Source organism: Pseudomonas sp. S2_A10 (genome assembly GCF_054668465.1).
Genome location: NZ_CP162773.1, coordinates 2,956,972 through 2,971,659 on the forward strand (window position 1 = coordinate 2,956,972; position 14,688 = coordinate 2,971,659).

9 protein-coding genes and 1 pseudogene are annotated in these 14,688 nt (G+C 59.2%); 7 read left to right on the forward strand and 3 right to left on the reverse strand.

Annotated elements, in window-relative coordinates; translation table 11 throughout:
• Positions 1-5 precede the first annotated feature (5 nt).
• The 3 genes from AB4N41_RS13300 (at position 6) to AB4N41_RS13310 (ending at position 7,682) form a co-directional block, all read left to right on the forward strand.
• A complete protein-coding gene (locus AB4N41_RS13300) occupies positions 6-1,373 on the forward strand; it encodes a DUF1329 domain-containing protein (protein WP_016771641.1) in 1,368 nt (455 codons plus the stop codon).
• Between the two features lie 315 nt (positions 1,374-1,688).
• Positions 1,689-4,064 (forward strand): LuxR C-terminal-related transcriptional regulator, encoded by a 2,376-nt coding sequence (locus tag AB4N41_RS13305; RefSeq protein ID WP_460138411.1) that lies wholly within the window; start codon positions 1,689-1,691, stop codon positions 4,062-4,064.
• 153 nt (positions 4,065-4,217) lie between these two features.
• Entirely contained in the window at positions 4,218-7,682 is a 3,465-nt protein-coding gene (locus AB4N41_RS13310) for a dermonecrotic toxin domain-containing protein (protein WP_252877466.1), read from the forward strand.
• Between the two features lie 26 nt (positions 7,683-7,708).
• Here AB4N41_RS13310 and AB4N41_RS13315 read toward each other — a convergent pair whose 3' ends face one another.
• Positions 7,709-8,488 carry an IclR family transcriptional regulator gene (locus AB4N41_RS13315; protein ID WP_150636138.1) on the reverse strand — a complete coding sequence of 260 codons (780 nt, stop codon included), beginning with the start codon at positions 8,486-8,488 and terminating at the stop codon, positions 7,709-7,711.
• Positions 8,489-8,651: 163 nt separating this feature from the next.
• Here AB4N41_RS13315 and hmgA point away from each other — a divergent pair, with 163 nt between their 5' ends.
• Genes hmgA through maiA form a run of 3 tightly spaced genes read left to right on the forward strand, consistent with a single transcriptional unit; the run spans position 8,652 to position 11,912 of the window.
• Positions 8,652-9,956 (forward strand): homogentisate 1,2-dioxygenase, encoded by a 1,305-nt coding sequence (gene hmgA / locus AB4N41_RS13320; protein WP_150636140.1) that lies wholly within the window; start codon positions 8,652-8,654, stop codon positions 9,954-9,956.
• A 3-nt stretch (positions 9,957-9,959) separates the two neighbouring features.
• Positions 9,960-11,264 carry a fumarylacetoacetase gene (gene fahA / locus AB4N41_RS13325; protein WP_252877467.1) on the forward strand — a complete coding sequence of 435 codons (1,305 nt, stop codon included), beginning with the start codon at positions 9,960-9,962 and terminating at the stop codon, positions 11,262-11,264.
• Between the two features lie 12 nt (positions 11,265-11,276).
• On the forward strand, positions 11,277-11,912 hold the full coding sequence (gene maiA, locus AB4N41_RS13330) for a maleylacetoacetate isomerase (protein ID WP_056782996.1): 636 nt from the start codon (positions 11,277-11,279) through the stop codon (positions 11,910-11,912).
• Positions 11,913-12,051: 139 nt separating this feature from the next.
• Here the strand turns inward: maiA and AB4N41_RS13335 are convergent, their stop codons facing one another.
• Positions 12,052-12,855, reverse strand: coding sequence for a SirB1 family protein (locus tag AB4N41_RS13335; protein WP_056782998.1), 804 nt, complete (start codon positions 12,853-12,855; stop codon positions 12,052-12,054).
• A 184-nt stretch (positions 12,856-13,039) separates the two neighbouring features.
• Between AB4N41_RS13335 and AB4N41_RS13340 the strand changes: the two genes are divergently transcribed.
• Positions 13,040-14,059 carry a Glu/Leu/Phe/Val dehydrogenase family protein gene (locus AB4N41_RS13340; RefSeq protein WP_041479665.1) on the forward strand — a complete coding sequence of 340 codons (1,020 nt, stop codon included), beginning with the start codon at positions 13,040-13,042 and terminating at the stop codon, positions 14,057-14,059.
• Positions 14,060-14,214: 155 nt separating this feature from the next.
• On the opposite strand, the pseudogene AB4N41_RS13345 reads toward AB4N41_RS13340, so the two are convergent.
• Positions 14,215-14,469, reverse strand: a pseudogene (locus AB4N41_RS13345) (YebG family protein); the annotation flags it as partial.
• Between the last annotated feature and the right edge of the window lie 219 nt (positions 14,470-14,688).

Sequence of the window (14,688 nt, forward strand, 5' to 3'; positions counted from 1 at the left end):
CTGCAATGCGCAAAACGATTCTGCAATGTGGCGTGCTGGCCTTGAGTCTGCTGGCCGCCAACGTAATGGCGGCGGTGTCGCCGGATGAGGCGAACAAACTTGGCACCAGCCTGACCCCGCTCGGCGCTGAGAAGGCCGGCAATGCGGACGGTTCGATCCCGGCCTGGACCGGCGGCATCCCGAAAAACGCCGGTGCGGTGGACAGCAAGGGCTTCCTCGCCGACCCGTTTGCCAACGAAAAACCGCTGTTCACCATCACCGCCGCGAACGTCGAGCAGTACAAAAGCAAGCTCTCCGATGGCCAGGTGGCGATGTTCAAACGCTACCCGGAAACCTACAAGATCCCGGTTTACCCGACCCACCGCACCGTGGGGGCGCCGGCGGAAATCTATGAGTCGGCCAAGCGCAGCGCGCTGAACGTCAACGCGATCAACGACGGCAACGGCCTGGCCAATTTCACCGGCAACCGCTACTACGCCTTCCCGATTCCGAAGAACGGCGTCGAGGTGCTGTGGAACCACATCACCCGCTACCACGGTGGCAATCTGCGGCGGATCATCACCCAGGTCACACCGCAGACCAACGGCAGTTACACGCCGATCCGCTTCGAAGAAGAGATCGCCGTGCCGCAACTGATGAAAGACATCGACCCGGATAAAGCCGCCAACGTACTGACCTTCTTCAAGCAATCGGTGACCGCCCCGGCGCGGCTGGCCGGTAACGTGCTGCTGGTGCACGAAACTCTCGATCAGGTGAAGGAACCGCGTCTGGCGTGGATCTACAACGCCGGTCAGCGCCGGGTACGTCGCGCGCCGCAAGTGGCCTATGACGGCCCGGGTACAGCGGCCGATGGCCTGAGGACTTCCGACAACTTCGACATGTTCTCCGGTGCTCCGGATCGCTATGACTGGAAACTGGTCGGCAAGAAGGAAATGTACATTCCCTACAACAGCTACAAGCTCGACTCGCCGAAGCTCAAGTACGACGACATCGTCAAGGCCGGGCACATCAATCAGGACCTGACCCGTTACGAACTGCACCGCGTCTGGGAAGTGATCGGCACGGTGAAACCGAACGAGCGGCACATCTACGCCAAGCGCCACATGTACATCGACGAGGACAGCTGGCAAGTGGCACTGGCCGATCACTACGACGGTCGCGGGCAACTGTGGCGCGTTGCCGAAGGTCACGCGCAGTACTACTACGATCATCAGGCTCAGGCTTACACGCTGGAAGCGCTCTACGACATCATTGCCGGCCGCTACATTGCGTTGGGCATGAAGAACGAAGAGAAGCACAGCTTCGAATTCGGTTTTGAAGCCAAGGCTGCCGATTACACACCTTCGGCCCTGCGCGCCGAGGGCGTGCGCTAACGGCTCTGCTGTACCGCTGGACAAAAGGCGACCGCACGGTCGCCTTTTTTATGGCCATCGATCAGCGTGCTGAATACTCGTCAACAAGGGCGCGGGAGAGGGCTAGGGTGAGCGCACAACGATAAGAAGGCTCACCCGATGACCGCCATGACCCCGTGCCTGGATCGACCCGGATTTTTGCCCAGGCTTTCTTCGCATCATCAACCTCGCAGCCGTTTGAGCGCACCTTTGCTGACATCGAACGCACGGGTCAGGCTGTTGTGCGCGCCCGCAGGCAGCGGCAAAACCGCACTGCTCACCGAATGTCTCCTTCAGGTGCGCGCGGAGTGCGAGGCAATCTGGCTGCCGCTGGCGGGAGCGGCGCTCAGCACCGAAGAATTCTGCCTGCGTCTGACGCGGGCGCTCGGGCTGGTCGAAGGCCTTGACGATACGCAACTGATGGCGGAGCTGGCCCATTGGTCGAGGCCGACGTCGCTGTTTATCGACGATTACAGTCGGCTGCCGGATCCGGCTGTGGATGCTCTGCTGGATCGCTTGCTGGCGGTCAGCAGCCCGGCGCTCACCTGGTGGATCAGCACTCGCCGCCGGCCGCAGTGCAACTGGCCGCGCCTGTTGCTCGATGACGAACTCTACGAATTCGAGAGTGCCAGCCTGGCGCTGACTCACGATGAAGTTGTATCGGTGTTGCACCATTTGCCGCCTGACCAGGCGGACCGCGTCGCCACCCGTATCATCCAGCGTACTGGCGGTTGGTGCGCAGGGTCGCGCATGGCGCTCCTGCAGAAATGCGACTGGTCGCAAAACCTGCAACCGCAGCAGCGTGTCGACACTCTGCTCGATTATCTGCAGCATGAACTGTTCAGCAACCTGACGCCGGAGCAGGACGAGGCATGGCGTGTGCTGGCTCACCTGCCACGGTTCAATGCGCCGCTTTGCGAGCATTTGTTCGGCGCCGGCGAAGGCGCGCGGCTGCTGCACGATCTGCAGGTGTTGGGCTGCTTTATCGAGCCATGGCAGCAATCCGCTGACTGGCTCCAGGTGTTCCGCCCGCTGTCGCGAATCATCCAGGAGTCGCACTGGCCGTGTGCGCGTTCCTGGCACCGGCGCGCCTGTCAGTGGTTCAGCGCGACGCAGGATTGGCGAGCGGCGTTCGAGCAAGCGTTGTTGGCCGAGGAATACGAAACTGCCGTCAGCCTGTTGCAGCATTTCGGCTTCGAAGACTTGTTCGAAGACCAGACCGTCGTCCTGCTGTTGCGTTTGCACGAGCAGCAAAGCCAGCAGCTGACCCTGATGACACCACAGCTGATCGTGCTGGTCACGGGCGCCTTATTGTTTGCCGGCCGGTTCGAACAGGCCGGGCAATGCCTGGCTCATCTCGGCCGCTTCATGCCGCAGCCGACAGCGCAACTGGAGCAGCAACTGCTGGCCCGCTGGCAGGCGCAACAGGGATGGCTGTTTCACCTGCAAGGGCAAATGGAGCCGGCACGCGCCTGCTTTCAGGAGGCTTTGTCTGCACTGGCTGACGATGCCTGGCAGGCGCGTTTGATGTGCCTGTCGGGACTGACCCAGCAGGCGTTACTGTGCGGCGAGCTCGATCAGGCACATGCCCTCAACCGCGAGGCGCTGTGCCTGGCGCGGGCTCACGGCTCCTTGCTGTTCGAAGGCTTGCTTGAGCTTGACCATGCGCAATGGCTCGAGCAGCGGGGCGCGCCTTTGCGTGCCGAAAGCCTGCTGGTGGAGATCGAGCACTTGCTGCGCCAGCGCGCCACGCTGCCCGTGCCACTGCTCGGCCGGATTGCCCTGCGGCGCGGACGACTGGCGCTGTGCATGGGACTTGAAGAGCACGCTGCGCAGTTGTTCAGCCAGGGCCTTGAAGATTGCTTGCGCAGTGCAGACAAACGAGTCTTGTATGGCTATTTGGGGCAGGCGCAACTGGCCGGCAATCGCGGCGATTATGCCTGCGCTTTCGAGCGCCTGCGCGAGGCCGAAAGGGTCATGCAGCAGCGGCAGATTCCCGATACGGTCTATCGCGGTGTTGTGTTGCAGGTAAGCAGCCAGTTCTGGTTGCAACAGGGCCGACCGCATCTTGTGCAAGAAGCGTTGAGCCGACTGTTACGGCATTACCGGGGACCTTCGGCGCTGCAGGCGCCACCCGCGACGTTCGAACTGATTATTCGCATCGAATACCTGCTGGCCTGCGCGAATGCGCAATCGGACCCGGACGAAAGCGCTCGGCCCTCCATTGAACGATTGCTGAAACGTGCTCAGGCCAAGGGCATGTTGGCGGCGGAAACGGAATTGTTGCTGGCCTTCGCCCAGTTGGCCGAAGCGCACGGTGACACGGCGGCGGCGCAGCAAGCGTTCCAGCGAGCCGCAACGCTGGCGGAGCGTTGCCGATTGCAGCAAGCCGTGCGCGAGTGGGAATTACGCCGAGGTAGCCTCACTGGGTCTGGCAAGGAGGTTTCTGCCTGGCCACGGGAAAACGATGATCAGGCGCCTGGCCTCAGTCGGCGCGAACGGGAAGTGCTGATGTTGATTGCTCAAGGGGCTTCTAATCAGCAAGTTGCCGAGCAACTGTTTATTTCATTACATACAGTAAAAACTCATGCGAGGAGGATTAACGGTAAGTTGGGTGTAGAACGCAGAACTCAGGCTGTGGCGAAAGCCAAGTTGATGGGGATACTGGTTTAGTTTTGTAAATTTCAGTAGCACAACATGGTGTTCGTTGTTGGGTGGCATGTTTTGTAATTTGTTCGAGCTTCATGTCGGCTGAAAAAGAAACTACCTTGCAATTATCGGCGGTGGCTGCACTTGCAGCTCTGGATAATCAAGTAAGGAAAGTTTGTGGCCAAGTTATATGAAAGTTTGATGCGTGGTTCTTTCGGTGAGCAGGTTACCTGGCCGGAAGAGTGGGAAAAGGCAACACAGGCTAAAACAGATCTGTTCAAGATCATCGACGCCATGCCGAGCGTGCTGGATATTCTGCGCAGCATGCTTGAGGGTGAATTGAAGCGTCTGGGCAAAACAGTTGATATCGACAAGGTCTATATCAATACGGATCCTGCTTTCCCTGCCGATGAAAATCGGCCATCAGGCACTCTTTGGGATGTGACGGTTAATTGTCTGAATAACCATATAAGTCCTGCCTATATTATGGGTGGCGATGGGGTTTTTGTTCTGCCGGATACGTTCAGTGAGCAATTCAAAGTCAAGGTGCTCAATACCATTGTTGTTGAAGATCTGATCGCTGCTGTAACTGCCGGACTGGAAAAAACATTGCGAGCCGAGATCGCAAAGTTCTGGGCTGCGCCAGCGAAACCCGTCCATGCCGACAATGCACCGCTGTCGAACAAACAGGCTTTCATCAAGGCCTATGCCGTGGTCACCGGTGCAGAGCTGTCGCTGTCGGTCATGGCCAACAATTTCGATGCCCGATTGGGCGAGCGATTCGCTCATCTGCTGGAAGCAGATGCCGGTCGCGCAGCGTTTGAAGTCAACCTGCAACCGGCACAGGATTATCTTCTGGTGCGCCAGCCCTGTTTCGTTCTGGACAACGCCGAGCGTGCGGTCGCAGAGATGCAACTGGTCAACGAGTCGACTTCCTATCTGCTGCACACGCCGGAAAACGGCTTCGAGTTCTTTGAAAGAAATACCGATTTGCACAGCAAACTTCAGCAGAGACTTTCCCTGCGTAGCGAGCAGATCAGTTATCCAAAAGCCACGCAAAGTCCTCATGTCTTTTGTGTCGACACTCACCTCAAAGGTCAGCTTGAAAATGTTTCATCCTTGATCAGGGGCCGGGAACAACTGGAAAAACCACTGATCTCCATGCTTCAAGAGAATCAACGCCTGCATGTGCTGCGTTACGGCATCGACACCCGCTTTTATCTGCTTTGGGCAGCACTGAAGCGCACCGACTGGCCGCTTTGGCTGCATGCCGCTGGTAGCGATGTTCAACAACGTTATAGCGAGCTTGAAGAATCCAAAGACCAGTATGAGGCTGCATATTCGAGCGCGTTCGATACGTGTTTTTCTTTCAAGGACTATGTGCTGCGCACGTTCTCCGCATGGGCGCAGAGGGCCTTTGACGAACGTCTGGATCCAGAAGCGATCAGTGTCCATAGCTCGTACACTTTGCAGATTGCCGGACGGACCATCGAACAGGAAGAAACCCGGACGCTGACGGAGTTTCTTGTTTTCGGTCTGCACGACAATGGTTACAAAGCGACTCTGACCATCATCGGCGCTCCCGACGGAAGTCGGCTGACGGCAGTAGCGCTCGAGCAGTGGCTGGAAAATCGTAACCTGCGCCTGGAGTTTACCGGCAGTCTTGCATACTCGCCGTCGGTTGCTTGGCAGGAGGCTTATCGCAACTATCTCTTCAGCCAGATGGAGTTTGCAGTTTTTGTAGCTCGCCAGTCCGGGAAGCTGGATTCCACCGATGCGAACATCATCGCGCGAGCCATGGCCAACGACCCTGCGGTGACTATTCAGGGCTTGAAAATCAGGCTGCAAGTCCCAGCATTGAAAGATGTTCTGATGATTTCGGCCAAAGAATACGCACCCTCGCTGATGTTGGTCAAAACAGCTGACGGGCAATTCGAACTGCAGAAATTTTCCGATATCTACGCGGCGAACCGCTGGCTGGAGTCGGCATTGTCGGCGGATCGTGAATACGCCGCATTGATGATTCATCCCGACTACCTGCACGAGGCGGGTGAGTTGCTTGGCAGCGCTGGTACTCAACTGAGCTACCGCTACACGCTTGATAGCCGGCCGGTCGATCTTTATCTGAACGCCAAGGCACCTTTGGCGGACTACGTAAATGTCGCCTACCGAGCCGAAGTTGCGCTGCACAAGGCCATTGCACCGGCAGCTTATCGGGCGCTTGGCATTGAGGGGCGCAAGCGCTATTCGCGTCTGACAACCGAACTCAAGGCGCTGTCCACGGTTGATGCACGAGACAATGGTTTTCCGACATTCGAGCAGTTCACCTATGACGCGGTGAAAGCCCAGATAGAAGACCTATTGCGTTCGCGCGGCAGCAACATTTCGGTCAATCCCGACCAGATCATTATTCAGACCGAAGAGTTTCGTAAGAGCGTTACCGACGTCTTGCTTGAGGGACTCGCTTTCGAAGCGGATCATCCGGCCTATGAAACCAAGTACAGCCCCAAATATTACTTGGTGAATGGACATCCCCTCGTTGAAAAACTGGATATCCGGGATTTGTCTTCGCTATCGAAAACCTTCCGCCCTGGTGACCGATACAGCGCGATGCTGGAAGAGCAATATCTGAACAAGGCTCATCCTGATTACGCTTTCAAGCGCGCGGTACACGCCCGGAAAATCCGCTGTGAGATGTATCGCAATGCGTTTGCCGATTTCACCAACGGCAGATTATCGACAGAGTCTTTCTCTGCTGTCCAAGGGGTCATCGATAACCTGAAAGAGAGTGGCGGTTATCAGTCGGTAGGGACCAGCACCGCCGAAGGTGATATCGGGCTGTACAAATTCAATATTGGCGCGCTGGGTCTGACGACTCCTGGGGACCGCGCGGTTGGCGGCGTTTATATTTTTCGACTGAAGTTGTCGTCAGGTTTCTTCGACTTGCTCTATACGCCTGACGCACCGGATCAAGTCAACTTCCGACCGATCGCTGAGTTCATTCCTTCGATTCGTTTTCGAAAAGGCCCATTCAGGAGCTATTACAGCGAGCGGATACTGCTGGTTGACCAGAAAGTGACCAATGACTACTTCGATAATCTGGTCGCAACGGTTGATACCCGACCGGTCATTCGCACACAGCAGCGTTCGTTACTGCCCGATCTGTTCACTTTCCATGACGAGCGAGTGCGCCGTGTATTGAGTGACATCGACGAACGTACCACCAGTCTCAACGAAATAATCGCCAGTGTGGTTTATGAAAATCTGTTGAAGGCCGCAAACATTGTCAGCCTGCTGGTGCCACCCGTAGGCACTGTGGTGGTGGCTGTGCAGGTGATGAAAAGCATCTACGACGCGTCGCAGTCGCACCGGCGCGGTGATTATTCCGCCGCGCTGGGGCATGTGCAGGATGTATTGAGCGGACTGCTGACATTGGGTCAGGCTGCAGCGGCGGGGGCGCCGGCTAAAGAACTTACCCGTGCGCAACGCTCGTTTCTCAGTCTGTTTGAAGACGCCCGCACGGTCGCGGAGCTGGTTACGTATTACACCGGCCATGAAGACCCCGCCGATGAACTGATCGGGTTCTTCAAGTCACTGATGCAAGAGGCTGAGTCTGCATTAAGCAAGACCACGGTTCGCTGAGCCGTTTCGAGCGCTCATAGTCTGATTTATCTTTCGTAACCCATGCGCCAACTCACGGCCCGGGTCGCAGCCAACAACCGCTGCGCCGCCGGGCCGTTTTCGTCGGCGTGGAACAGTGAGGTCGGGCCGACGATGGTCAGCACCGCAGCGATCTGGCCGACCGCGTTGAACACTGGCGCAGAAAGCGCATCCACACCCGGCATCAACAAACCATGCACGTGATGCAGACCGCGTTCGCGGATCTGTTCACACAGCGCTGCATAGGCTGTTTCATCCTTGAGCGGATGCTCCGCGACAGCGATCTCCTGCTCGCGCAATTCATCGGTTTCCCGGTGCGGCAGGTAAGCGCTGAACACCAGCCCGGTGGACGAGCTGAGCAGCGGCAGCACCGAACCCAACTGCGTCACCACCGTCACCGCGCGCACCGCCGGTTCAATGTGCACGACGGTTGCGCCCTGATTGCCCCACACCGCGAGAAAGCAGGTTTCGTTGAGTTCATCGCGCAGCTCGGACAGCGGCAGGGCGGCAACTTTCAGCACGTCCATGCTGTTGAGCGCGGCCAGGCCCACGCGCAGTGCTTCGCGACCGAGGCCGTAATGGTTGGTGGCGGTGTTCTGTTCGGCAAATCCGGAGGCTATCAACGCCTGCAAATAGCGATGCACCTTGCTTGCCGGCATCTGCACATGTTCGGCCAGACGCGACAGCGAAGTCGACGGTGACAACTCGGCCAAAGCCTTGAGGATGTCGGTGCCGACTTCGGCGGAGCGGACTTTCTGTTTGCCGTTGCTGTCGCTGGTTTTTTCCATGGGGCTGGCGGTTCCGGTTCGAATGGGCGTCTTTATAGCTTGACGCTGGATAGCGAGCAAATTACGTTATGCGTAATCAGATTACGATAATAACAACCCCGGCGTGCCGAGAACTCTGAGCCAGAGCGATGGGCCACTGCCGACTCCCTGTTCAGGAGGCTCCATGAACCCCGATTCAACCGCGCAGGACCTGGTTTACCAGTCCGGCTTCGGCAACGAATTCAGCACTGAAGCGTTGCCCGGCGCGCTGCCCGTTGGCCAGAACTCTCCGCAGAAAGCCCCGTACGGCCTGTATACCGAGCTGTTCTCCGGCACCGCGTTCACCATGCCGCGCAGCGAAGCGCGGCGTACCTGGATGTACCGGATTCAGCCGTCGGCCAACCACCCGGCGTTCGTCAAACTGGAACGGCAACTGGCCGGCGGACCGTTGGGTGAAGTAACCCCCAATCGTCTGCGCTGGAATCCACTGGAGCTGCCGACCGAACCGACGGATTTCATCGATGGCCTGGTCAGCATGGCGGCCAACGCCGGTGCCGAGAAACCGTCTGGCATCAGCATTTATAACTACGCCGCCAATCGTTCGATGGAGCGGGTGTTCTTCAACGCCGATGGGGAAATGCTGCTGGTGCCGCAACTCGGTCGCCTGCGTATCGCCACCGAACTGGGCGTACTCGAAGTGGCGCCGCTGGAAATCGTCGTTCTGCCGCGTGGCCTGAAATTTCGCGTCGAACTGCTCGATCCACAGGCACGCGGCTACCTCGCCGAGAACCATGGCGCGCCGCTGCGCCTGCCGGATCTGGGGCCGATCGGCAGCAACGGTCTGGCCAATCCACGGGATTTCCTCACCCCGGTCGCTGCCTACGAAAACCTGCAGCAACCGACTACTCTGGTACAGAAATTCCTTGGCCAGTTGTGGGCGACCGAACTCAATCACTCACCGCTCAATGTGGTCGCCTGGCACGGCAACAACGTGCCGTACAAATACGACCTGCGCCGTTTCAACACCATCGGCACGGTGAGTTTCGATCATCCCGATCCTTCGATCTTCACCGTATTGACCTCGCCGACCAGCGTGCACGGTCTGGCCAACCTCGATTTCGTGATCTTCCCGCCGCGCTGGATGGTCGCCGAAAAGACCTTCCGGCCACCGTGGTTCCACCGCAACCTGATGAACGAATTCATGGGCCTGATCCAGGGCGAATACGACGCCAAGGCCGAAGGCTTCGTGCCCGGTGGCGCTTCGCTGCACAGCTGCATGAGCGCCCACGGCCCGGACGGCGAAACCTGCACCAGGGCGATCAACGCCGAGCTTGCACCTGCAAAAATCGATAACACCATGGCCTTCATGTTCGAGACCAGCCAAGTGCTTCGTCCAAGTCGTTTCGCCCTCGAATGCCCACAGTTGCAACCCAGTTACGACGCTTGCTGGGCGACGCTGCCCGCCACGTTCGACCCGACCCGGAGATAACCCATGACACAGAATTCCATCCCCCGCAGTTGGGTCGCTTCGGCCAACGGTCACAGCGATTTCCCCTTGCAGAATCTGCCGCTGGGCGTGTTCAGCCTCAAGGGTTCTGCGCCGCGCGCTGGCGTGGCGATCGGCGAGCACATCTTCGATTTGCAGGTGGCGCTTGAGGCCGGTCTGTTCGACGGTGTCGCACGCAGTGCGGTGGAAGCCATGCACGGCGGGCAGTTGAACGCGTTCTTTGAACTTGGCCGTGAGGCGCGGGTTGCCCTGCGCGAACGCCTGATCGAACTGTTCAGTGAAGGCAGCACGCTGCGCGGCAACATCGAAGCGCAAGGCGCGAAACTCTTGCCGCTGGCTGCCGATTGCCAGATGCACCTGCCGGCGCGAATCAGCGATTACACCGACTTCTACGTCGGCATCGAGCACGCGCAGAACGTCGGCAAACTGTTCCGTCCGGATAACCCGCTGCTGCCGAACTACAAGCACGTGCCGATCGGTTACCACGGTCGCGCTTCCACGGTGCGAGCGTCCGGCACCGACGTGCGCCGGCCGAAAGGCCAGACGCTGTCGGCCGGCCAGACCGAACCGGTATTCGGTCCATGCGCGCGTCTGGATTACGAACTGGAACTGGGTATCTGGATCGGCCAGGGCAATGAGATGGGCGAGCCGATTGCCATCGGTGACGCTGCCGAGCACATCGCCGGTTTCTGCCTGCTCAACGACTGGTCGGCGCGGGATATCCAGGCTTGGGAATACCAGCCACTCGGCCCATTCCTGTCGAAAAGTTTCATCACAAGCGTCTCGCCCTGGGTGGTGACGGCTGAAGCACTGGAACCATTCCGCACGGCGCAACCGGCGCGCCCTGAAGGTGATCCGCAGCCGCTGCCGTATCTGCTCGACAAGCGCGATCAGGATGGCGGCGCCTTCGACATCGAGCTGGAAGTGCTGTTGCGTACCGAAACCATGCGCGAGCAGAACCTGCCCGCCCATCGTTTAACCCTGAGCAACACCCGCTACATGTACTGGACCGTCGCGCAAATGGTTGCGCATCACAGCGTCAACGGTTGCCAGTTGCAGGCCGGCGATCTGTTCGGTTCGGGCACTTTGTCCGGGCCGGAAAACGGTCAGTTCGGCAGCCTGCTGGAGATCACTGAGGGCGGTAAGAAACCGATCGAACTGGCTTCTGGCGAAGTGCGCAAATTCCTTGAGGACGGTGACGAAATCATCCTGCGTGCCCGCTGCGCCCGCGACGGTTTTGCCTCGATCGGCTTCGGCGAATGTCGCGGCACCGTGATCGCTGCGCGCTGACAGGAGCGGCTTATGGATCTCTATGGCTATTACCGTTCCACTTCATCGTACCGGGTGCGGATTGCGCTGGCGTTGAAGGGCCTCGATTACCAGGCGTTGCCGGTCAACCTGATCGCACCGTCGGGCGGTGAACATCGGCAACCGGCGTATCTGGCGCTCAATCCGCAGGGCCGGGTGCCGACCTTGCGCACCGATGATGGTGCGCTGCTGATTCAATCGCCGGCGATCATCGAGTATCTGGAAGAGCGTTATCCACAGGTGCCGTTGCTGCCGGATGATCTGCTGGCGCGCGCGCAGGTGCGCGGTGTCGCGGCGGTGATCGGCTGCGACGTGCACCCGCTGCACAACGTCAGCGTGCTCAATCGCCTGCGCCAGGCGGGGCAGAATGAGGCGCAAGTGGTGGAGTGGATCAGCCATTGGATCAGCCAAGGGCTGGCGACGGTGGAGCAGTTGATCGGCGACAGCGGTTTCTGTTTTGGCGAATGGCCGTGCGTGGCAGATGTGTATCTGATTCCGCAGTTGTATGCGGCTGAGCGGTTCAACGTCAGCCTGGAGGCGTATCCGAAAATTTGCCGTGTGGCTGCGTTGGCGGCTGAACATCCGGCGTTTATCAAGGCGCATCCTGCCAATCAACCAGACACCCCGTAATTCCTGTGGGAGCGAGCCTGCTCGCGAAGACGGAGTGTCAGTGGCCTTTCATTCAGCTGACACACCGCTTTCGCGAGCAGGCTCGCTCCCACACAGGTTTGTGTGGGCCTCAAGGATGGTGGCAGCCTGCGGAAGGTAGTTAATGCACGACGGAGTTGGGCGGCAGATGGCCGAGGCGTTCGGTCAGGCGCAGGCGCTGGATCGGGTCTTCGCTGAGCAATAATGCATGCTCCAGATCGAAGCGTTCAGCGTTCGGGCAATCCAGCCGTTGATACAGACTGGCCCGGGCCATGTAATCGGAGGCCTTCGCATCGCCCAGTTCGAGCACTCGTTCTGCGTCGATCAGCGCGGCGATGTGATCGTCGTGGGTCAGGTGCAATTGGCGCAGGTTGCGTGACAGACGTTGCAGCATCTGCACCGGCGTTGCGCTCAGCAAATGTTCGGCGCTGAGCTGCATGTTCGGCCCGTATTGGCGTTGCAACAGTTCTCGGCAGTCATTGGGATACAGTCGCCGCCCGCCGCAAGGATCGAGCAAGTGGTCGGCGCCGGGTACCCGCAGCAGAAAATGTCCGGGGAAGTTGACCCCGACCAGAGGAATCTCCAACCCACGCGCCAATTCCAGTGCGATCAACGCCAATGCCAACGGCTGACCGCGTTGGGTGTGCAACACGCGATGCAGCAGCGCCGCCTGCGGGCGCAGCGGCAGGAAATCATCCTGCGCGAAACCGAGATCGACCATGCGTCGCAACAGCGGTTGCGCCAGTTCGCTGACCGGCAGCATCGGCAGCCCATAGCTGACGCGTAGTTGCAGATCCTTGAAGGTGCGCAACCATGCCTCGGGCTCGAGGGTTTTGTCGTGCTCGGCACTTATCCACAGCGCAGCTTCCAGCAGGGCCGGCGGTGAACGATGCAGGCATTCGAAAAAGCGTTGGCGCGCACTCATCAAAATCTCCCTCCAATGCCTCGTTTTAGCCCCGTCCGGGTTGTTCGTCCAGTGCCGGGCTCACTGAGCGCGAGTTATAGCGGCGCAGCATTGTCCGCTCGGCGGCTCATGCCGGTGTGCGCCAGCAATTTTCAGGGGCAAGCCTATACTGGCGTTCTACAAGAAGTGATTCGGGAGCCTGTCGATGTTCGCTCTCATGCAAAGCACTCGCCTGGAATCGCTGCACCTGAGCGTGGACCCGGCCACCGGGTTGAAGGCGGTCATTGCCATTCATAACAGCCATCTGGGGCCAGCCCTGGGTGGGTGCCGTTACCTTGCCTATCCCAACGACGAATCTGCGGTCGAGGACGCCATTCGCCTGGCGCAAAACATGAGCTACAAAGCGGCGCTCGCCGGCCTCGCGCAAGGTGGCGGGGTGGCGGTGATCGTGCGCCCGGCCCATGTCGAGAATCGCGCCGCGTTGTTCGAGGCTTTCGGACGTTGCATCGAGCAACTCGACGGCCGCTATATCACCGCCATCGACAGCGGTACGTCAGTGGCGGACATGGACTGCATTGCCCAGCAGACCCGCCACGTTACCAGCACCACTTCGGCAGGCGACCCGGCGCCGCATGCGGCCATGGGCGTGTTCGCCGGCATACGCGCCACGGCGATGGCGCGCCTGGGCAGCGACAACCTCGAAGGTCTGCGCGTTGCCATCCAGGGGCTTGGCAATGTCGGTTTTGCGCTGGCCGAGCAACTGCACGCGGCAGGCGCCGAGTTGCTCGTCAGTGACATCGACCACGGCAAGGTGCAACTGGCGATGGAGCAGCTCAATGCTCACCCGATCGCCAACGACGCATTGCTCAGCACGCCGTGCGACATTCTCGCGCCGTGCGGGTTGGGCGGTGTGCTCAACAGTCACAGCGTTTCACAGCTGCGCTGCTCGGCGGTGGCCGGTTCGGCGAACAATCAACTTTCCCATCTGGATGTGGCGGATCAACTGGAACGGCGCGGGATTCTTTATGCGCCGGATTATGTGATCAATGCCGGCGGGCTGATTTACGTATCGCTTAAACATCGCGGTGAGGAGTTGCCGACGATTACGGCGCATCTGTCGAAAATCAGTTCGCGGCTGACCGAAGTCTTCGCCCATGCTCAGGCGGAAAAACGTTCGCCGGCGCGGGTGGCGGATGAGTTGGCCGAAAAGGTTTTGTATCGCTGAAAGCAAAAGATCGCAGCCTTCGGCAGCTCCTACATTCCGAGTGCAGGAGCTGCCGAAGGCTGCGATCTTTCTAATTACTTCGGCGCTTTCGCTGGTTTGGCTGGCTTCGCCGGCGCCTCATCAGGTTCTGCCGCTTCAGCTTTTTCGACAGGCTCGGCCGGCGCATTGATCAGCTCCGACAGCGCATCGGGCTGGCTCTTGAACGCTCTGGCGAACACATCGCGATTCTTCGCCATGTAGATCCCGGCTTCTTCCACTTGCTGTTCAGTCAGGGACGGAACGGCTTTTTGCAGCACATCGGCCAGATATTCGGCCAGTTCGAGCATTTTGTCATGACGATCAGCTTCGGCTTTATCCATGAACAAGCGCTCCAGATCTCGGCTGCTGCGGTATACCACTTCGACGGCCATTCACCACCTCACATGCCTTCACATTAAGTTGTCTTGACGACTACTGTATCCATATACAGCGAAAAGGATAAGCGAATCCCTGCGCCATGGGTAGTGGCTTTTCAATGTAGACCGGATTTGGGGTTTGTCAGGGGTACGGTGTGGCTGCTATTCGCGAGCAGGCTCGCTCCCACGGGGATTGTGCAAAGCCGCGAGCCTGCGACCAAACGCCACGGCGCG

Coding starts and splice junctions, on each gene's coding strand:
- AB4N41_RS13300 (WP_016771641.1), top strand. CDS start 6: ATGCGCAAAACGATTCTGCAATGTGGCGTGCTGGCCTTGAGTCTGCTG.
- AB4N41_RS13315 (WP_150636138.1), bottom strand. CDS start 8,488: ATGGAAAAAACCAGCGACAGCAACGGCAAACAGAAAGTCCGCTCCGCC.
- hmgA (WP_150636140.1), top strand. CDS start 8,652: ATGAACCCCGATTCAACCGCGCAGGACCTGGTTTACCAGTCCGGCTTC.
- fahA (WP_252877467.1), top strand. CDS start 9,960: ATGACACAGAATTCCATCCCCCGCAGTTGGGTCGCTTCGGCCAACGGT.
- maiA (WP_056782996.1), top strand. CDS start 11,277: ATGGATCTCTATGGCTATTACCGTTCCACTTCATCGTACCGGGTGCGG.
- AB4N41_RS13335 (WP_056782998.1), bottom strand. CDS start 12,855: ATGAGTGCGCGCCAACGCTTTTTCGAATGCCTGCATCGTTCACCGCCG.
- AB4N41_RS13340 (WP_041479665.1), top strand. CDS start 13,040: ATGTTCGCTCTCATGCAAAGCACTCGCCTGGAATCGCTGCACCTGAGC.